Source organism: Sphingomicrobium clamense, assembly GCF_019264355.1.
Lineage (GTDB): Bacteria > Pseudomonadota > Alphaproteobacteria > Sphingomonadales > Sphingomonadaceae > Sphingomicrobium > Sphingomicrobium clamense.
In genome coordinates, this window is the sequence record NZ_JAHVAH010000001.1 from 1,031,077 (window position 1) to 1,049,485 (window position 18,409).

Sequence of the window (18,409 nt, forward strand, 5' to 3'; positions counted from 1 at the left end):
CACCATTTTTCGGCTTATTTCGCCGCACGCAGAAAGGTTTCGAAGACCGCATTGGCTGATGCGACCGCTTGAACGCGGTCAACGTCTTCGTGCAGCAATCGTTCAATTTCCGCAACGAATTGCGGCCAGCGCAGCGCTGGGTCGTGATCGAGATAGGCGTGGGGTAGCCCAGCCCCCACCGCGCGTTTGAGCACCGTCCCACCCAGCCGCGACCCTTCGAGCACATAAGCCCCGCCACAGATCGCGGCGTCGCTCTCGAAATCCGGCGGCGTCATCGGCGCCGGCATCTCCAGCCCCAGCGCCTCCAGATCCTCCCTCAGCCACCGCGCCCGCACCATCTCGCGCCACTGCGGGAACAGCCGCTCGGCCCCCGCCTCGGTCAGCGCTTTTTCGATCGGCACGAACGCCGCCGCGTGCGCCAGCAGGAACGCACCATAATCTCCGCGATCCGACAGGTCGTACGCCGAAAAATGCGCATCGAGCGCCTCGTGGGCCTCGTGCGTCTCTTCTCTTAACCGTGCACGTGCGCTCAAGCGCCGAACACCCGCTCGAAGATCGTGTCGATACGCTTCAGGTGATAGTCGAGGTCGAAACTCTCCTCGAGCTTTTCGGGCGAAATCTTCGCGGTCACTTCCGGATCGGCCTTGAGCAGGTCGAGCAACTGCTGCTCGCCATCTGACTCCCACACCTTCATCGCATTGCGCTGGACGATGGCATAGCTCTCCTCGCGGCTCAGCCCCGCCTGCGTCAGCGCCAGCAGTACCCGCTGCGAATGGATGAGCCCGCCCATCCGGTCCATGTTCTTGCGCATCCGCTCGGGGTAGACGAGCAGCTTGTCGATGACGCCGGTGAGGCGCCCGAGCGCGAAGTCGAGCGTAATCGTCGCATCGGGCCCGATGAAGCGCTCGACCGATGAATGCGAAATATCGCGCTCATGCCACAAGGCGACATTTTCCATCGCCGGCACCACCGCGCTGCGCACCATTCGCGCCAGGCCCGTCAGATTCTCGGTCAGGATCGGGTTGCGCTTGTGCGGCATCGCGCTGCTGCCCTTCTGCCCGGGCGAGAAATATTCCTCCGCCTCGAGCACTTCGGTGCGCTGCAAATGGCGGATTTCCACCGCCAGCCGCTCGATCGAGCTGGCGATGACGCCCAGCACCGCGAAGAACATGGCGTGGCGGTCGCGCGGGATGACCTGCGTCGAGGTCGGCTCGGGGGTCAGCCCCAATTCCTTGGCGACATGCGCTTCGACGCGCGGGTCGATATTGGCGAACGTGCCGACCGCGCCCGAGATCGCACAGGTCGCGATTTCCTCGCGCGCCGCCTTGAGCCGCGACAGGTTGCGGTCGAACTCGGCATAGGCCTGCGCCATCTTGAGCCCGAACGTGACCGGCTCGGCATGGATGCCGTGGCTGCGCCCGATCGTCGGGGTCAACTTGTGCTCCATCGCGCGCCGCTTGAGCGCCTCGAGCAATTTCTCGAGATCGGCGATCAAAATATCCGCCGCCTGCTTCAACTGCACCGCAAGGCTCGTGTCGAGTACGTCGGAGCTGGTCATGCCCTGATGGATCCAGCGCCGCTCGGGCCCGACCTTCTCGCCCGCCCAGGTGAGGAAGGCGATCACGTCATGCTTGGTCACCGCCTCGATCTCGTGGATCGCCGCAACGTCAATCTCGCCCAGCACGTCGTCGTCATAGGCCTTGCGCAGCGTCTTGGCGTCCTCGGCAGGGATCATCCCGATCTCGCCCATCGCCTCGGCAGCGAAAATCTCGATCGCCCACCAGATGCGGTAGCGGTTCTCGGGCGTCCAGATGGCGGACATTTCGGGGCGTGCGTAGCGCGGGACCATGGTCGAATATTCCTGATTGCAAGCTTTGTGCGGGCGCTAGCAGGAACGTCGGGCGGATACCATGGGCGTCTTGACCGAATGCGAACTCGATGGCACTCGAATGATCAATCAAATGGATGGAGGGGCAATATGCGTGTCTTGATTTCTGCCGTGGCAGTCCTGGGCTTGGCTGGATGCACAACCATGAAAACGCCAGACAATAGCGCCCTCCGCGTCGACCGCACCATCGTCGTCGCGACCCAGTCCGCGGGCCCGCAAAGCATGACCGCCGCCTATGCGCGCTTCGCCAACCCCGGCGCCGCAGACCGTCTCCTGGCAGTGACCTGCGACTGCGCCGATCGGGTCGAGCTCCACCACATGGTCGGTGAGGGAGAGGCGCGGAAGATGGTGACCGAAGAGGAGTTTTCGATCCCCGCCAACGCCACTTCGGTGATCGAACCGCCGGGTCTCGAGTGGCACATGATGCTCGTCGGGCTGAAGGAGCCGCTGCCGGTGGGCGAAGCGGTGTCGATGACCATGCAATTCGAGATTGCTGGCACCCGCTCACTGGATTTCGTGGCCGTAGAGAGCAGCGCCGATGCATGGCGCGCAATGGACGAAGGCGACTAGCCTCGCTCTCCTAAAGGTGGCCCTGCGCCCTGAGGCTGGCATGCCCGTCGCCCCCGATCACAAGATGATCGTGCACCGACAGTTTGAGCGGCCGCGCCGCCGCCAGCAATTCCTGGGTCAGCCTGATGTCCTGCCGTGACGGCGTCGGGTCGCCCGACGGGTGGTTGTGCACCAGGATCAGCGCCGCCGCCTGCAAGTCGAGCGCCCGCTTGACGATCTCGCGCACGTGGATCGCGCTTTCGTCGATCGTGCCCGTCCACATCGCATCGTTGGAAATAAGCCTGTTCTTGGCATCGAGGAACAGCACGCGCACTTCCTCGGTTTGACGGTGCGCCATCGCGACCTTGAGATAGTCGAGCAGCGATTGCCCGTCCGAAATCACCGGCTGTTCGGCGACCTTGGCTTCCAGCAGACGCCGCGCGGTCAGCTCCGCAATCTTGAGCGCGCCAAGCTGGGCAGGGGACACGCCCTCGCGTCGCAGCACTTCGGGCGGCGCACCCAGCAGCCCGCCAATCCCGCCGAATTGGTCGAGCAGCTCTTTGGCACGGCGCTTGGTGTCGCCGCGCCGATTGTGGAGCGCGAGAAGATATTCGACCGGTTCATGGTCGAGGAGGCTGTTGTCACCGCGATAGATCCGCTCGCGCAGTCTCTTACGGTGACCGTGATGGGCATCGACCTCGGATCCGGCTACGAGATCTTGTCTCGGGTCGTTTGCCATGAGACCAACCGTTAGGGCAGCGCAACGACCCGTGCAAGAAGCGGGTTTGTTGCGGGAACGTAAGCGCTTCTGGGGGTTTGGACTTGGCAATGAGTGAAGAGTCCCCCCTCGTCTGGCACCGTCGCAAGGGCTGGCGACGTGCGCGAATGTCCTTCGTGGGCATTCTCTTCCTCCTCGTGATCGTCATCGTCGCGGTGTGGCTGTTCCGCAAACCGCTGGCCGACGACGCCATCGAAAAAGAACTGGAAAAGCGCGGCGTACAGGCGAGCTACGAGCTCGACCGGGTCGGATTACGCACCCAGCGCCTTCGCAACATCGTGATCGGCGATCCCGATAATCCCGACCTGGTCGCCGACTTCGTCGAGGTGAAGACGCGGATTTCGATCACCGGCTCGGTCAATCCGTATCGCATCACCGCGCGTGGAGTTCGGCTGAAAGGCCGTTGGGGCGAGGACGGGCTGCAATTTGGCGAGCTCGACAAGCTCATTCCCGAGGGCGATGGCGGCCCGTTCGAATTGCCCAACGTCGCGGTCGACCTGGCCGATACTCAGGTTGGCCTCGCGACGCCCTATGGGCCCGTCGGCCTCGCGATCGCCGGCAAGGGCCACCTCAAGGGCGGCTTCAAGGGCATGGTCGCGCTGTCGTCCTCGCAACTGGCGCAGGGCGACTGCCGCGCCGACGAGGTCAAGGCCCGGCTGTCGCTGGCGATCGATGCCGGGCGTCCCAACATCGACGGACCGATCCGCGCCGACAGCCTCGCTTGCGGCGACGCCTTCGCATTGGCCTCGCCGATCCTCACCCCCGACCTGGAAATCGGGGTCGACTTCGACGCCGTCTCGGGCGCGGTGCTGCTCGAAGCTGCCTCGGGTCGCTTTGGTGACGGCAATCGCTCCGGTCCGCTGGTCGCGCGGCTGGCCGCCGACGGACCGTTCGACAATTTGCGCGGCGACATGTCGGCTCGGCTCGACAGGGCGGAATTTGCCGGTGTGACCGCAGGCGCGCTGCGGCTCGAGGGCGATTACCGGCTCGATACCGAAGAGATGGATTATCGCGTCGAGGGCCAGTTGCGCCTCGCCGACGGTTCGATCGCGGGCGATACTGCACAGAACCTTGCCGACGGCATGGCGGGGCTGGTCGGCACGCCGCTCGAACCCGTCGCGCGCAAGCTCGCCCGCGCCATCGTCGTCAATGCGCGCGATTTTGCGGGCGAGGCCGACTTTATCGCCGATGACGAAGTCGGGCTTCAGGTGCGCAGCGCCACCGTCGCCGCCGACGCAGGCGGGCGGCTCACCATGGCAGGCGGGCGCGGGGTCGTCATTCCGCTGGGCGAGGGCGACCGGATCGTCGATACCGCGGTCCAGGTCGAAGGCGGCGGGCTCCCCGACATCCGCCTCACGCTCGAAGACGATGGGTCGGGCCTCATCGCCGGGCGCGGCGAAATCGCGCCCTATCGTGCCGGCGGCGCACTTGCCTCGTTCGACGACCTGTCCTTCCGCCAGCGCGCCGACGGCTGGCTGTTGTTCGACACCGATGCCACCATCACCGGGCCGATCCCCGACGGCTTCGTCGAATCGCTCCGGCTGCCAGTTGACGGGCGCATCGGCCCGAATGGGCAGTTAGAGTTACTGTCGGGGTGTCGCAACGCGACATTTCGTCGCTTCGGTCTCGGCTCGCTCACGCTCGAAAACAGCACGATCGAGGTCTGCAGCGAGGGCAACGCGCTCTTCTCCCGCGCCCGAGGGCTCAACTTCTCGACCGGCGCGCTCGACTTGGGCGGCTCGCTCGGCGGCAACCCCTTCCGCCTGACCGCCGACAGCGGCGGCGTGATCCAGGAAGAGGGCTTCACCCTGACCAACGCCTCAGTCACGATGGGCGACCCCGACAGCCCTGTCGTCATCAATGCCGAAGAGATCAAGGGCGCAGTCGCGGGCGGCCTTGCCGGCACCTTTTTCAATGCCGACGCCACGATCGGATCGGTCGTGGTCGGCATCCGCGAAGCGACCGGCTTCTGGCAGGCCGAGGGCAGCGACCTTTACATCCAGGGCGAGCTAACCGCCTACGACCGCAACGACGAAGTCCGTTTCTATCCCCTGATCAGTGAAAATGTTCGCTTCCAGATGGTCGACGGCATGATCGATGCCACCGGCACGCTTCAGCATCCCTATAGCGGCATCAAGATCATGGACGTCGCCGTGACCCACAATCTCGACACCGGCTATGGCGATGCGCTGCTCGACCTGACCGACGGAGTGGCGTTCGACGAAAATCTCCAGCCTGAAGAGCTGACCCCGATCACCGAGGGCGTGATCGCGCTGGTCGTCGGGCAGATCAATGGCACGGGCGAGATTGGCTGGGGCGGTGAGAAGACCGTCTCGACCGGGACCTTCAACATCGTCGATACCGACCTTGCCGCCAGCTTCGGTCCGGTGACGGGCCTTAACGGCACGATTAATTTCTCCGACCTCCTCAACCTCGAAACGCCCCCGAACCAGCTATTCACGGTCGACATCCTCAACCCCGGTGTCCCGGTGGGCGAGGGCGTGGTGACCTATCAGCTGCTCGGCGAGCAGCTGGTCAAGATCGAGCGCGGTATCTGGCCGTTCATGGGCGGCGATCTCATCCTGCGCGAAACGATCATGGATTTCGGTCGCCCGTCGGCCAAGCGCCTGACCTTCGAGGTGCTGGCGTTCGACGCGGAGCTGTTCGTCCAGCGGCTGGAATTCGACGACACGGTCTACATCACCGGCATTTTCGACGGCGTTTTCCCGATGATCTTCGACGAGGATGGCGGACGGATCGTCGGCGGACGCCTCGATGCGCGCGAAGGCGGCGGCATCATCGAATATAAAGCCGGGACCGAGGATCTGGGACTGGGCGCGAAGCTTGCCATGTCGATCATCCGGAGCTTGCGCTACGGCGCGATGATCGTGCGGCTCGATGGCGAGCTCGACGGCGAATTTGCCACGACGCTCGACATCGACCAGGTGCGGCTGGGCGAGACGACCGCGGCGCGCATCCTGCGCCAGGTCAGCGACGTGCCCGTCAATTTGGATGTGGAGATTAACGGGCCGTTCCGCGCGCTGATCGCGACGCTGCAGAGCTTCGACGACCCGCAAACGCTCATCGCCGACATCCTGCCCGGACCGCTCGAGGATATTCCCGGCGCCGCGATCGAAGTGATTCGCAAGGAAGACGAACGCGAGACCGAAGCCGATGACATGCCTACCGAGGAGGAAGTGAAATGAAGACCAAGCTGCTCTTGAGTGGACTGGCGGCGATCCCGCTCGCCGGCTGCATCAGCGTCGATCCGCCCGACAAGCCGATCGACATCAATCTCAATGTGCGGATCGAGCAGGAAGTGCTCGTGCGTCTGGACCAGGAAGTCGACGCGCTTATCGCCGACAATCCGGAGGCCTTCCCGGACAGCGATCCGGACACCACCACCACCGTCGAAGATTTGCCGGAAAACAGCGAATAATGCTCGCCCTGACCCTGTCCGCCCTCCTCGCCGTCCAGCAAACCGCCACTGCGTCCGATCTCGTCGTCGACGGCATCCGCACCGGCCGGGTCGGCGAGCGGTACGATGGCTATCTCGATTTCGTCAGCACCCCCAGCGCATCGCTCCGCCGCGCGGTCGGAGCGATCAATATTCGCCGCCGCGCGCTCTACGCCGACCTTGGCGGCCGCACCCGCATCGCCCCGCGCGAAGTCGGGATGACGACGGCATGCAAACTCCTCCTCCGCGTCCCCGAAGGCGGCGCCTACCAGCTGGCCGATGGCGAGTGGCGCACGCGCACGGCGGAAACACCGCTCGTGCTGCCGACCTATTGCCCGAAAGATTCGCGGTAAGGCTCGGCGATCGCCGCGACCCGGTCGGGAAGCATGGCGAGATCGATGCGATACTCGCCTTCGGCCCAGGACCCCGCGACATAAGGATCGGCGATCAGCCGCACGATCTTGAACCGGCCATCGCCATCCCCGTCCACCGGGACGATCGTAATGGCATCGAGGTCGGGACAGTCGGCGAACATGCTGTCGTCAGGCACATCCCCGACCCGCTGCCGTCGCTCGGCTGCCAGCTTTTCGCAAAATTCCTTCCGCAACGCATTGTCGCGACCATCGGCATTGCCGAACAGGACGGCGGCATCGACTGGTTTTTCGGTGACCCGGTCCCAGAACAGGCTGCTCGTGCCGCGATTGCCGTGCGCGCCGCCGGTATAGGTCTCGATGGTGGCCAGCAGGCTGAGGAAGCGCCGGTGATTGCCCAGCACCTCGTAGACGGTGTGCGACCGCATGGGTACGGGCGTGCCGCCCAGCTCGGCGCGCATTTCTGCTTCGTTCTCCGCAGCGCGCACGATCTCCCTGCGTGCCCGATCGGCCTTGTCGTCGAGCATGATCTTGAGGCGCGGGATGGCGGCGGCGGCCTTGGGGTACGCGAAGCGGAAGTCGATCCGCTCGTCCTCAACCCGCATATCTACGGCCTCGGCATCCGGATTTTCGGGCACGTTGACGGGCACGCCCTCGGCCATGCGCGCGAAATCCTCGTCCGACAGCCGCGCCTTGTCTTCGTCGGCGCAGGCGGCAATGGTGAGGGCGGCACAGGCGATGGCGAGGGTCGATCTGCTCATGAAAGACCAATCAATTCGTGTCACAGACGTTCCCATCGGTTGACACTAGGGTCCCCCCTTCATAAAGGGGCGGCGCCTAGGCGGGTTCGTGGACGAACCCATGCTTCTCGCGCCAGCCTTTCCAAAGGGTTGGCGCTATTCGCAAGGAGAGAAACATGGTCGAAAACGAGCCCGGGCAGGGACCGCTGAAGACCCCCGAGGATGCGCGGATCGATTCGCTCGAGGAGCGACTTGAACGTGCGCAACATCGGGAAGCGGAGCGAACGGGGAGCCGGACGCCCAAAGCCGACGAGAACGAGCGGCTGGGCAACAAGGTTCTTTCGCTCTTGATTGGCGGACTTGCCGGCGGCGCGTTGGTCGGATGGGTGCTCGATCGCCTGTTCGGGACCGGCAACCTGCTTCTGGTCGTCATGATGGTGCTTGGGGTCGTTGGCGGCTTCTGGTCCATCTTCAAGATTGCAAACACGCCCAAATAGGGCGTTCGAGATTACGGGATTTCTAGTGGCTGACGAGTCCGGCAAGATCGATCCGATGTACCAGTTCGAAGTCCATCCGCTCTTGGGTCAGGAGTGGCAGGTCGCTGGCTACAACATCGCTTTCACCAACAGCGCCGCCTGGATGCTGCTCACGCTCGTCGTGCTGTGGCTGTTCATGCTCGGCGGGATGAAGCGAGAGCTGATCCCGGGTCGCTGGCAGATGGCCGTGGAAGGCTTCACCGGCTTCATTACCGACATGATGGACACCAATATCGGCAAGGGCGGGCGTCGTTTCGTGCCCTACGTCTTCTCGCTGTTCATGTTCATCCTGTTCGCCAACCTGCTTGGCATGCTGCCCACCGCTCTGGTCGGCGTCCACGCCTTCACGGTCACCAGCCACCTGACGATCACCGGCATCCTCGCCATCGTCAGCTTCGCGATCGTGCTGGTCGTCGGTTTCGCCAAGCACAAGCTGCATTTCTTCAGCCTGTTCGTGCCGCACGGCACGCCGCTGCCGATGATCCCGCTCATCTTCGTGATCGAGCTGGTCAGCTTCATGGTCCGCCCCTTCAGCCTCGCGCTGCGACTGTTCGTCGCGATGACCGCGGGACACATCCTGCTGAAGGTGCTGGCGGGCTTCGTCATCAACGGGGCGGCCGCCGGTGCGGGCACCGCGCTGATCGTGTCGGTGCCCAGCTTCATCCTGATGATCGGCATCACGCTGCTCGAGATCCTGGTGGCTGCCATCCAGGCCTATGTTTTCGCCCTGCTCACGTCGCTGTACCTGAACGACGCGATCAACCTTCACTAATCACACGAATTTCAACTGGGAGTTTTTATCATGGACGCAGAAGCTGCAAAATTGCTCGGTGCCGGTCTCGCCGCGATTGGCGTTGGCATGGCCGCCCTCGGCGTGGGTAACGTCTTCGGCTCGTTCCTCGAGAGCGCGCTGCGCAACCCGGCCGCCGCTGACGGCCAGCAGGGTCGCCTGTTCATCGGCTTCGCCGCTGCCGAACTTCTCGGCCTGCTGGCGTTCGTCGTCGCGATGATCCTGCTCTTCGTCGCGTAACAACACTTAGCTTTCTAGGGGTCGGCCAATGCCGCAGATCGCCCAAATCGGCGAAATCTACGCATCGCAGCTCTTCTGGCTCGCGATCTTCTTCGGGCTCATCCTGATCGTCATCGGATACGGCATGCTGCCGAAGATCCAGGCGACGGTCGATGCGCGTGACGAAAAGATCGCGGCCGACCTCAAGGAAGCCGAGGATGCCCGCGCCCGCGCGGACGCCCTCGAAGAAGACTATCGCGCAGCGCTCGATGCCAGCCGCGCCGAGGCGAACAAGCTCGCTTCGGAAGCCAAGGCGACCGCTGCGAAGAAGACCGAGGCGAGCCTCAAGCGCGCCGACACTTCCATCACCAAGAAGCTGGACGCTGCGGCGGCCGAGCTGGCCGAAGCGCGCGCTGCGGCGATGAAGGAAGTCGAAGCCGTGGCCGCCGAAGCGGCGCAGGACATGGTCGCCAAGATTGCCGGCCTCAAGGTCGACAAGCAGACCGCTGCCGCCGCCGTCGCGAAGGAATTGACCCATGGCTGATGGTGCCATCACCGGCGAAGCCGTGATCGAACCCGAAGTCGCAACGCACGCGGAATCGAAGGGTTATTTCACCGACGGTGCCGTGATCGTTGCGCTGGCGATGATGGTCGTCATCGCGCTGATGCTCTGGAAGAAGGTTCCGGCCGCGATCGGCAAGAGCCTCGACGACAAGATCGCGGCAATCCGCGAACAACTCGACGAAGCCAAGACGCTGCGCGAAGAAGCCGAAGCGCTCAAGGCCGAGTATGAGAAGAAGGCCAAGGCCGCGACCAAGGACGCGAAGGCGATCGTCGCCCGCGCCGAGGAAGAAGCCGACGCCATCGTCAAGAAGGCCGCCGACGACGCCAAGGCGCTGGTCGCGCGCAAGAAGGCGATGGCCGAAGCCAAGATCGACGCCGAGAGCCGCCAGGCGATGGCCGAGATCAAGGCCGCTGCCGCCAACGCGGCTTCCGCTGCCGCTGCCAAGATCATCGCCGAGAAGGGCGACGAGGCGATGGACGCGAAGCTGACCGACGACGCGATCTCGTCGATCAATTAGAGTTTTCCGTCGGGAGAGGACGGACCAAAAGAGAAGGCCCGGAGGCAAGCGCCTCCGGGCCTTCTTCGTCACGAGGGGGGCATGAACCCCGCGTCGCTTACGACTGGTTATGCAATTCGCTGCGTTCGCTTACGCCTTCGAGCGCGGCGCTGCTGGCACCTTCCTCGCTCGAGCGTGCGAGGTCGCCAAGACTGACGACACCGACGAGCTTGCTGTTGTCGTCGATCACCGGCAGACGGCGGACCTGATGGTCGGCCATCTTGTGTGCGATCGTATCGATATCGTCGCTTTCGCGGGCGATCACGAGATGGTCGGTCATGAATTCGCTGACCGAGCAACTCGGGTCGCGACCTTCGGCAACGGCACGCACCGCAATGTCACGGTCGGTAATCATGCCGAGCACGGTGTCGCCATCACAGACGGGGAGCGAACCCGTATCTTCCTTGAGCATGAAGCCGGCCGCTTCCTTGAGGCTGCAATCGGGTTTCACGACCTTGTAGTCGCTGGTCATCACTTCGCGGATCTGCATGTTGAGCACTCCCTCTTTTTCGTTTTCATTCAACGACATAAACGATAAGAGAGTGGGCCGCGTTCCAGCGATCAGGGGGTGTTTTCGGTCAGGAGGTCATAAGTTGCGACGAGTTCGTCATCCTGGTTGAAAATCTCGACTGCCCACTTCACGACACCCGTCTCGTCCGACTTGATCGACTTGGATCGCACCGTCAGTTCGACGCGCATCGAATCGCCCGGATAGAGCGGGGTGAGGAAACGCAGATTCTCGAGCCCGGTATTGGCGAGCACCGGCCCCGGCGGGGCGTAGACGAACAGGCCGGCGGCGAAGCTGAGGATCAGATAGCCGTGGGCAACGCGCCCTTCGAAGATGGGAGAGGCCTTGGCCGCTTCCTCGTCCATGTGCGCGTAGAACTTGTCGCCGGTGAATTCGGCAAAATGCTCGATATCTTCCACCGTCACCGTGCGCGCATCGGTGTAGAGCGTGTCGCCGATTTCCAGTTCGCTCATGGTGAGCTTGAAGGGATGCGTGTCGAGCTTCCGCTTGGGGCCGCCCGGAATGTACTGCTGCGCGATGGCGGCGATCATCGACGGGGTCGACTGGATCGCGGTGCGCTGCATGTAGTGATGGACGCCGCGCACGCCGCCCATTTCCTCGCTGCCGCCCGCACGACCGGGGCCGCCATGGACGAGGACGGGGAGGGGCGAGCCGTGACCGGTTGATTCCTTGGCGTTGTCGCGATTGATGACCAGCATGCGCCCGTGGAAGGCCGCGGCGCCGCGGATGAACTCGCCCGCGATTTGCTCGTCGTAGGTGAAGAGCGAGAGCGCAAGACTGCCCATGCCCCGATTGGCGAGCGCGATGGCGTCGTCGATATCCTTGTAGGGCATGACGGTGGCCACGGGGCCGAATGCCTCGACCTCATGCACCGCGTCCGCCGCCCACGGGTCGTCCGCACGCAGCAGGGTGGGGGAGATGGCCGCGCCACCCTCCGGCCCGACCGCGGCATCGGGGTCGCCATGCACGATCCGCGCGCCGCCCTCGACCAGTTCGGCGATCTTGGCGCGCACGTCGTCGCGCTGCGACGTCGACACGAGGCAGCCGAGTTGCGTTTCCTTCTCGCGCGGGTCGCCAGCAGCGATATCGGCGAGCTTGCCCGCAATCGCGCCCTGGACGGCGTCGAGATGTTGGGCGGGCGCCAATATGCGGCGGATGGCGGTGCACTTCTGACCCGCTTTGGTGGTCATCTCGCGCACCACCTCGGCGATAAACAGGTCGAATTCAGGCGAGCCCGGCGCGGCATCGGTGCCGAGCATCGAGGCGTTGAGGCTGTCCTGCTCGGCCACGAACTGGACGCTTTCGCGCAGCACCGTGGGATGGTTCTTGAGCTTGCCCGCGGTGGCCGCCGACCCGGTGAAGCTGACGACGTCCTGCCCGGTCAGATGGTCGAACAGATCGCCGACACCGCCGACGATCAGCTGGACCGCGCCTTCGGGTAGCTTGCCCGTCTCGATCAGGATGCGGAACGCGGCTTCGCACAGATAGGCGGTCGCAGTCGCCGGTTTGACGATGCAGGGCATGCCCGCAAGTAGCGTCGGTGCCATCTTCTCGAGCATGCCCCAGACGGGGAAGTTATAGGCGTTGATGTGGACGGCCGCGCCCTGATGCGGGGTGAGGATATGCTGGCCGACGAAGGTGCCGCCCTTCGACAGCGGTTCGAGCTCACCGTCGAGCAGCACGTGCGCGTTGGGCAGCTTCTTGCGGCCGGTCGAGGAGTAGCTGAGCAGCGTCAGCGCGCCACCATCGATGTCGATCCACCCATCGCCCTTGGTGGCACCGGTATGCGGGTTGAGCGCATAGAGCTCGTCCTTGCGCTCCATGATGGCGAGGCCCAGGTCCTTAAGCATCCACGCGCGCTCGTGGAAGGTCATCTTGCGCAGTGCGGGGCCACCGACATTGCGCGCATGGTCGAGCATGGCCTTGAAATCGAGCCCGTCCGAGCCGGTCGACGCGATGGTCGATCCGTCGATCGCGCTGGGAATTTCGCGCACGCCCTCGCCGCGGGTCCACGCGTCGCGCGCATAGTTGAGCAGTTCGATCGTCTTCATTGCAGTCTCCTGTTCGGGGCGAGCGATAGACCAAGGCGAGCGCGGGGCCAACCTTGCGCGAAATGCTCCGCTTTGGAGGGTTTGGCGAGGAGCGCGTAACCGGCTCTGGCCAAGATGCCGCCTTCCGACGCTGGAGGGCTAAGATGCGCCAGAGAGAACCGAGGACGAGGGTCCGGCTTCCCGCGCGCCTCAACGCGGGGCGACGCTGGTGCGACGCGACCATCCACAACCTGTCGCGCACGGGCATCATGTTCAGCGCGGACGAAGGGCTCGACGGCGGCGAATATCTCGAATTGCGGCGCGGCAAGCATGTCATGATTGCGCGGATCGTCTGGAGCGACGGCAGCTTTTGCGGAGCGCGGATGCAGGACCCGATCTGCGTCGCTGACATCGTCGCGGACCGGCCGACGCCCAAGCGCCCTAATGCGTCGGTGGAGCGTCGCCGCCTGCCGCGCGCGCAGGCTGCCGAACGCAGCCGCGCGACCGGACGCCTGCTCGATTATTGCCTATGCGCTGCGGCGTTGATGGCGGGGGCAGGCGTGCTGGCGACCAGCGCCTACGATGCGCTCGCCGGCTCATTGCGCGCGGTCGAGACCGGCCTGAAGCGCTGAGGCGGCTTACTTGCCCTTGAACTCGGGTTTGCGCTTTTCGAGGAAGGCGGCGACGCCTTCCTTATAGTCTTCGGTATAGCCGAGACGGCGCATCTCGTCGCGCTGCAGGTCGAGTTCGGCATCGAGGCTGCGGCTCGCGCTGGTTCGGATCAGCTTCTTGGTCGCCGCTAGCCCCAGCGGCGGGAAGTTGGCGAGCTTTGCCGCCAGCTCGTCGACATGCGTATCGAGCTGGTCGTCCTCGACCGCTTTCCAGATCAGCCCCCAGTCGGCCGCCTGCTCCGCGCTCAGCGGCTCGTCGGTCAAGGCGAGGCCCAGCGCGCGCGCCTGCCCGACATGGCGCGGCAAATGCCAGCTGCCGCCGCTGTCGGGAATGAGGCCGAGTTTGGCGAAACCCTGGATGAATTTGGCCGATCTGGCCGCGATGACGATGTCGCAGGCCAGCGCGATATTGGCGCCGGCACCTGCCGCTACGCCGTTGACCCGCGCGATCACCGGCTGGTCGATCGTCGCCAGCGTCCGGATCAGCGGGTTCCAGCTTTCCTCGACCGTTTCACCAAGGTCGACCGCTTCGCCCGGCGCGACATTGCGATCGTTCAAATCCTGTCCGGCGCAGAATCCGCGCCCTTCGCCCGTCAGCACGACGACGCGCGCATCGTCGAGCTTGTATAGCGCGTCGCGCAATTCGGCATGCATGGCGCGTGTAAAGCTATTGAGGCGGTCGGGGCGGTTGAGCGTGATGCGGGCGACGTGGCCGTCACGCTCGAAGCGGATGCTTTCATAGGTCATGGGGTAGGGGCGTAGGCCCGCCCGGCATGGGTGATCAAGCCCGCCGCTATGGTTAAGTCAAAATTTACCCTGTTGGCCTAGACCCGGCATGTTCGAACGAAAAGCATGCCATGAATCGCCTTTTTACCCTCCTGACAGCGCTACTGGGCGCGGCGCTCCTCGCCGGGGCGCCGACGAGCGCGCATGCGCAGCAGGTGACCAAGAATGCGAAGGTCAAGGTCAACATCAAGAAGCCGCTGGTGATCACGCTGGTGCAGGACCTGGAGATGGGCAATATCGTCCTGCCGACGGGGCCGGGCAGCCATACGGTCACGCTTGCCCAAGACGGGACGTTGACTTGCCCGGCGGCACTGACCTGCTCGGGGGTTGTCCAGCCTGCCGCCTACAACCTGACCGGCTCGCACAAGCAGAGTGCCACGATCCAGGCGCCGGACTTCGATCTCGTCAACGCGGCGACCGGCGATGCCATCCGCTTTTACCCCGATGCGCCGGCGACCGTGCAGCTTCCGAACTCGGGCAACAGGGGCGTCGATTTCAATGTCGGTGGCAGCATCACGATCCCCTCGACCGCCGAGGGTGCTTACGAAGGCACGATCACCATCATCGCAGACTACGAATAGCCCTTCGTCTGCATTGAAAATTGCCCTATTCGCGCCTATCTAGGCGGCATGTACACGACCGAACTCGACAAGCAGCCGAAGCCCGAAAAGGGCGCGAAAGTCACCTCGATTGACGGTAACGAGCCGCAAGAGCTCGTCGATGCCTTCGAAGCGCGCGTGGCCGCGGACGAGTTTATCGAGCCCAAGGACTGGATGCCCGAAGCGTATCGCAAGACGCTGGTCCGCCAGATCTCGCAGCACGCTCATTCGGAAATCGTCGGCATGCTCCCCGAGGGCAACTGGATCACGCGCGCGCCGTCGCTGCGCCGCAAGGCGATCCTCCTGGCGAAGGTTCAGGACGAGGCGGGCCACGGCCTCTACCTCTACTGCGCCGCCGAAACGCTCGGCACGAGCCGCGAGGAGATGATCGAGGCGCTCCATTCGGGCAAGGCGAAGTACAGCACCATTTTCAACTACCCGACGCTCACCTGGGCCGACATCGCCGCGATCGGCTGGCTGGTCGATGGCGCGGCAATCATGAACCAGGTGCCGCTGCAGCGCACCAGCTACGGCCCCTATGCCCGTGCGATGGTCCGCGTGTGCAAGGAAGAAAGCTTCCACCAGCGTCAGGGTTATGAGGCAATGACCGTGCTCGCGCAGGGCACCGAGGAGCAGAAGCGCATGGCGCAGGATGCGCTCAATCGCTGGTGGTGGCCGAGCCTCATGATGTTCGGTCCGCCAGACGACAAGTCGCCCAATACCGAGCGCTCGATGCGCTGGCGGATCAAGCGCGAAACCAATGACGAGCTGCGCCAGAAGTTCGTCGACATCACCGTCCCGCAGGCCGAGTTTCTCGGGCTGACCGTCCCCGACGAAGACCTCGCTTGGAACGAGGAAAAAGGCGGCTACGATTTCGGCGACATCGACTGGGAAGAATTCTATGCGGTCGTGCGCGGCGAAGGCCCGGTTGCGAAGGAGCGCATGAAGGCGCGCCGCGACGCCTGGGAACAGAATGCCTGGGTCCGCGAAGCCGCCGACGCGCACGAAGCCAAGAAGCGCGCCGCCGCAGCCGCCTAGACAAAGACCCGCCGACGCGACTAAGCCCGCTCACGAAATTCGACGGGAGTAATCATGTCAGACTGGCCGCTTTGGGAAGTGTTCGTTCGCGCCAAAGGTGGGCTTTCCCACCGTCACGTCGGCAGCGTTCATGCACCCGACAAGGACATGGCGATCAACCACGCCCGCGACACCTATACGCGCCGCATGGAAGGCGTGAGCCTGTGGGTCGTGAAGTCCGACGACATCGTCGCCAGCGACCCCGAGGAAGCGGGCCAGATCTTCGAGCCCGCTAAGGACAAGATTTATCGCCACCCGACATTCTACGACATTCCTGACGAGGTGAAGCACATCTGATGCCGAGCCTTCCGACCATTTCACCCGAAGAAGAAGCGAAGGCCGAGGCCGAGGACGGTCAGACGACCGGTAGCTTCGACGCGCCCACGACGGGCAGCCGCGATGCAGAAACGATCGCCTATTATCTGATGCTGGGCGACGACGCGTTGATCCTCGGTCAGCGCCTGTCGGAATGGTGCGGCCACGCGCCGTCGGTGGAGGTCGACCTCAGCCTTGCCAACATGGGGCTCGACCTGATCGGCCAGGCGACCAACTACCTCAATGGCGCGGCGGGCGCGATGGACGGCGACAAGGACGCCGATGCGCTCGCCTTCAAGCGCGACGTGCTCGATTTTCGCAATTGCCTGATGGTCGAGCAGCCCAATGGCGACTTCGCGCAGACGATGGCGCGGCAGTTTCTCTTTTCGACCTGGCAGCACATGCTGCTCCAGCGACTGACGCAGTCGAAGGACGGGCATCTCGCTGCCATCGCCGCCAAGTCGGTCAAGGAAGTCGCCTACCATCGCGAACTGGCGACCGACTGGGTCGTGCGACTGGGTGACGGGACCGAGGAGTCGACCCGCCGCATGACCGAAGGGCTCGACTGGAACTGGCGCTTCATCCCCGAGCTGTTCGACGTCGACGAAACGCTCCAGAAGGTCATCAATCAGGGCATCGCCGTCGATCCGCGCGAATTCGAAGACGAATATCGCTCGGCGCTCGCCGAAGCGCTGGCGCAGGCCAAGCTGGCCGTCCCCGACGACCAGCGTCCGATCCTGGGCGGACGCAAGGGCCATCACAGCGAACATCTCGGCCACCTGCTGGCAGTGATGCAATATCTGCCGCGCACCTATCCGGACGCGGAGTGGTAGGATGAGCGATCATTTCCACACGCTGACGGTGCGCGAGGTCGTGCCCGAAACCGACGATGCCAATTCGGTCGTGTTCGATGTCCCCGCTGAACTGGCCGAGACGTTTGGCTTTAAGGCGGGCCAGCATCTGACGCTGAAGGCCGACATCGACGGCGAGGATATTCGCCGCAACTATTCGCTTTGCGTCGCGCCGCACGAGGGGCTGACGAAGGTGACCGTCAAACGGATCGCGGGCGGGGTCATGTCCAACTGGGTCGGCGATCACCTCAAGGCCGGTGACGCGATCGAGGTGCTGCCCCCGCATGGCAGCTTCACCTACGACTTCTCGCCTGAAGCACCGCCTCGCCATTATGTCGCCTTTGCGGGTGGGTCGGGCATCACGCCGATCATGAGCCTTGTGCGCACCGCCTTGAGCGTCGAGCCGCAAGCGCGCTTCACGCTCTTCTACGGCAACCGCGACAGCGCGAGCGTGATTTTCCTCGACGGCCTGTCGGACCTGAAAGACCGCTATCTCGGCCGCTTCGAACTCTATCATTTCCTCTCGGACGAGGCCGGCGACATCGACCTCTTTAATGGCATGCTGGATCGCGAGACGTGCGATGCGGTGATCGACCAGCTGGTGCGCGATCCCAAGGACGTCGACGCCTATTTCATCTGTGGTCCCGGCCCGATGATGGATGCCGCCGAGGCAGCGCTGCAGGACTCTGGCGTCGCGCAGGACAAGATCCACATCGAACGCTTCACGGCGGGTCGACCGTCGGCCGCCGAGGCCGCGCAGATGCAGGCCGCGGCGCAGCAGGCTTCGGGCAAGGCGATGTGGGTCACGCTCGACGGGCGTGCGCGCAAGGTCGAGTTTAACGGCGACAACATCCTCGATAGCGCGCGAGAGGCGGGGCTTCCGGCCCCCTACGCATGCAAGGCGGGCGTGTGCGCGACGTGCCGCGCCAAGGTGACGGAGGGCGAGGTCGAGATGGGCGCACGTTATGGCCTCACCGACGAGGAAATCGCCAGCGGCTACGTGCTGACATGCCAGTCGGTGCCCAAGGGCGAAGGCGTGAAGGTCGATTACGACGCCTGATTTTTGCGACTTGGCGCTTTGCGCTTCCCCATTTTTCCCGCT

The 18,409-nt window shown here is 64.2% G+C and carries 22 protein-coding genes; 15 read left to right on the plus strand and 7 right to left on the minus strand.

Annotated features, from left to right (window positions below; genetic code table 11):
- Positions 1-14 precede the first annotated feature (14 nt).
- Both KTQ36_RS05245 and purB read right to left on the minus strand, forming a co-directional pair.
- Positions 15-533 (minus strand): biliverdin-producing heme oxygenase, encoded by a 519-nt coding sequence (locus KTQ36_RS05245; protein ID WP_218632664.1) that lies wholly within the window; start codon positions 531-533, stop codon positions 15-17.
- Entirely contained in the window at positions 530-1,849 is a 1,320-nt protein-coding gene (purB, locus tag KTQ36_RS05250; protein ID WP_218632665.1) for an adenylosuccinate lyase, read from the minus strand. Before purB ends, KTQ36_RS05245 begins: the two co-directional genes overlap by 4 nt.
- 183 nt (positions 1,850-2,032) lie before the next feature.
- Here purB and KTQ36_RS05255 point away from each other — a divergent pair, with 183 nt between their 5' ends.
- Positions 2,033-2,458 carry a copper chaperone PCu(A)C gene (locus KTQ36_RS05255; protein ID WP_218632666.1) on the plus strand — a complete coding sequence of 142 codons (426 nt, stop codon included), beginning with the start codon at positions 2,033-2,035 and terminating at the stop codon, positions 2,456-2,458.
- A 10-nt stretch (positions 2,459-2,468) separates the two neighbouring features.
- Here the strand turns inward: KTQ36_RS05255 and radC are convergent, their stop codons facing one another.
- Entirely contained in the window at positions 2,469-3,176 is a 708-nt protein-coding gene (radC, locus tag KTQ36_RS05260; RefSeq protein WP_218632667.1) for a RadC family protein, read from the minus strand.
- A gap of 89 nt (positions 3,177-3,265) precedes the next feature.
- On the opposite strand from radC, the gene KTQ36_RS05265 reads away from it, so the two are divergent.
- The 3 genes from KTQ36_RS05265 to KTQ36_RS05275 are packed head-to-tail and all read left to right on the plus strand — an operon-like array spanning position 3,266 to position 7,025.
- Entirely contained in the window at positions 3,266-6,421 is a 3,156-nt protein-coding gene (locus KTQ36_RS05265) for an intermembrane phospholipid transport protein YdbH family protein (RefSeq protein ID WP_218632668.1), read from the plus strand.
- The gene (locus tag KTQ36_RS05270; RefSeq protein WP_218632669.1) at positions 6,418-6,654 is read left to right on the plus strand and encodes a YnbE family lipoprotein; all 237 of its coding nucleotides are present in this window, start codon (positions 6,418-6,420) and stop codon (positions 6,652-6,654) included. Before KTQ36_RS05265 ends, KTQ36_RS05270 begins: the two co-directional genes overlap by 4 nt.
- Positions 6,654-7,025: a YdbL family probable chaperone protein gene (locus KTQ36_RS05275; RefSeq protein WP_218632670.1), complete on the plus strand. Its 372-nt coding sequence runs from the start codon at positions 6,654-6,656 to the stop codon at positions 7,023-7,025. The genes KTQ36_RS05270 and KTQ36_RS05275 overlap by 1 nt, the downstream gene beginning before the upstream one ends.
- Here KTQ36_RS05275 and KTQ36_RS05280 read toward each other — a convergent pair.
- The gene (locus tag KTQ36_RS05280) at positions 7,001-7,804 is read right to left on the minus strand and encodes a PdaC/SigV domain-containing protein (protein WP_218632671.1); all 804 of its coding nucleotides are present in this window, start codon (positions 7,802-7,804) and stop codon (positions 7,001-7,003) included. The two genes, KTQ36_RS05275 and KTQ36_RS05280, sit on opposite strands and share 25 nt — an antisense overlap.
- Positions 7,805-7,959: 155 nt before the next feature.
- On the opposite strand from KTQ36_RS05280, the gene KTQ36_RS05285 reads away from it, so the two are divergent.
- The 5 genes from KTQ36_RS05285 to KTQ36_RS05305 are packed head-to-tail and all read left to right on the plus strand — an operon-like array spanning position 7,960 to position 10,410.
- Positions 7,960-8,280: an AtpZ/AtpI family protein gene (locus KTQ36_RS05285; RefSeq protein ID WP_218632672.1), complete on the plus strand. Its 321-nt coding sequence runs from the start codon at positions 7,960-7,962 to the stop codon at positions 8,278-8,280.
- Between the two features lie 25 nt (positions 8,281-8,305).
- Positions 8,306-9,091, plus strand: a complete 786-nt coding sequence (locus KTQ36_RS05290; protein WP_218632673.1) for a F0F1 ATP synthase subunit A — start codon at positions 8,306-8,308, stop codon at positions 9,089-9,091.
- 30 nt (positions 9,092-9,121) lie between these two features.
- Positions 9,122-9,349 (plus strand): F0F1 ATP synthase subunit C, encoded by a 228-nt coding sequence (locus KTQ36_RS05295; RefSeq protein WP_085217225.1) that lies wholly within the window; start codon positions 9,122-9,124, stop codon positions 9,347-9,349.
- A 28-nt stretch (positions 9,350-9,377) separates the two neighbouring features.
- The gene (locus KTQ36_RS05300; protein ID WP_218632674.1) at positions 9,378-9,872 is read left to right on the plus strand and encodes a F0F1 ATP synthase subunit B family protein; all 495 of its coding nucleotides are present in this window, start codon (positions 9,378-9,380) and stop codon (positions 9,870-9,872) included.
- On the plus strand, positions 9,865-10,410 hold the full coding sequence (locus KTQ36_RS05305) for a F0F1 ATP synthase subunit B family protein (RefSeq protein WP_218632675.1): 546 nt from the start codon (positions 9,865-9,867) through the stop codon (positions 10,408-10,410). The genes KTQ36_RS05300 and KTQ36_RS05305 overlap by 8 nt, the downstream gene beginning before the upstream one ends.
- 97 nt (positions 10,411-10,507) lie before the next feature.
- On the opposite strand, the gene KTQ36_RS05310 is transcribed toward KTQ36_RS05305, so the two are convergent.
- Complete coding sequence (locus KTQ36_RS05310; protein ID WP_218632676.1) at positions 10,508-10,939, minus strand: CBS domain-containing protein; 432 nt, start codon at positions 10,937-10,939, stop codon at positions 10,508-10,510.
- A 71-nt stretch (positions 10,940-11,010) separates the two neighbouring features.
- Positions 11,011-13,029 (minus strand): phenylacetic acid degradation bifunctional protein PaaZ, encoded by a 2,019-nt coding sequence (gene paaZ / locus KTQ36_RS05315; RefSeq protein ID WP_218632677.1) that lies wholly within the window; start codon positions 13,027-13,029, stop codon positions 11,011-11,013.
- Between the two features lie 143 nt (positions 13,030-13,172).
- On the opposite strand from paaZ, the gene KTQ36_RS05320 reads away from it, so the two are divergent.
- A complete protein-coding gene (locus KTQ36_RS05320; RefSeq protein ID WP_218632678.1) occupies positions 13,173-13,640 on the plus strand; it encodes a PilZ domain-containing protein in 468 nt (155 codons plus the stop codon).
- 6 nt (positions 13,641-13,646) lie between these two features.
- Here the strand turns inward: KTQ36_RS05320 and paaG are convergent, their stop codons facing one another.
- Positions 13,647-14,426: a 2-(1,2-epoxy-1,2-dihydrophenyl)acetyl-CoA isomerase PaaG gene (gene paaG, locus KTQ36_RS05325; RefSeq protein WP_218632679.1), complete on the minus strand. Its 780-nt coding sequence runs from the start codon at positions 14,424-14,426 to the stop codon at positions 13,647-13,649.
- Between the two features lie 110 nt (positions 14,427-14,536).
- On the opposite strand from paaG, the gene KTQ36_RS05330 reads away from it, so the two are divergent.
- Genes KTQ36_RS05330 through KTQ36_RS05350 form a run of 5 tightly spaced genes read left to right on the plus strand, consistent with a single transcriptional unit; the run spans position 14,537 to position 18,367 of the window.
- Positions 14,537-15,046, plus strand: coding sequence for a DUF4402 domain-containing protein (locus KTQ36_RS05330; RefSeq protein WP_218632680.1), 510 nt, complete (start codon positions 14,537-14,539; stop codon positions 15,044-15,046).
- A 48-nt stretch (positions 15,047-15,094) separates the two neighbouring features.
- Positions 15,095-16,102 carry a 1,2-phenylacetyl-CoA epoxidase subunit PaaA gene (paaA, locus tag KTQ36_RS05335; protein WP_218632681.1) on the plus strand — a complete coding sequence of 336 codons (1,008 nt, stop codon included), beginning with the start codon at positions 15,095-15,097 and terminating at the stop codon, positions 16,100-16,102.
- A gap of 54 nt (positions 16,103-16,156) precedes the next feature.
- Positions 16,157-16,438: a 1,2-phenylacetyl-CoA epoxidase subunit PaaB gene (paaB, locus tag KTQ36_RS05340; RefSeq protein WP_218632682.1), complete on the plus strand. Its 282-nt coding sequence runs from the start codon at positions 16,157-16,159 to the stop codon at positions 16,436-16,438.
- Complete coding sequence (gene paaC / locus KTQ36_RS05345) at positions 16,438-17,289, plus strand: 1,2-phenylacetyl-CoA epoxidase subunit PaaC (RefSeq protein ID WP_218632683.1); 852 nt, start codon at positions 16,438-16,440, stop codon at positions 17,287-17,289. The genes paaB and paaC overlap by 1 nt, the downstream gene beginning before the upstream one ends.
- Before the next feature lies 1 nt (position 17,290).
- Positions 17,291-18,367, plus strand: a complete 1,077-nt coding sequence (locus KTQ36_RS05350) for a ferredoxin--NADP reductase (RefSeq protein ID WP_218632684.1) — start codon at positions 17,291-17,293, stop codon at positions 18,365-18,367.
- The last annotated feature ends 42 nt before the right edge of the window (positions 18,368-18,409 follow it).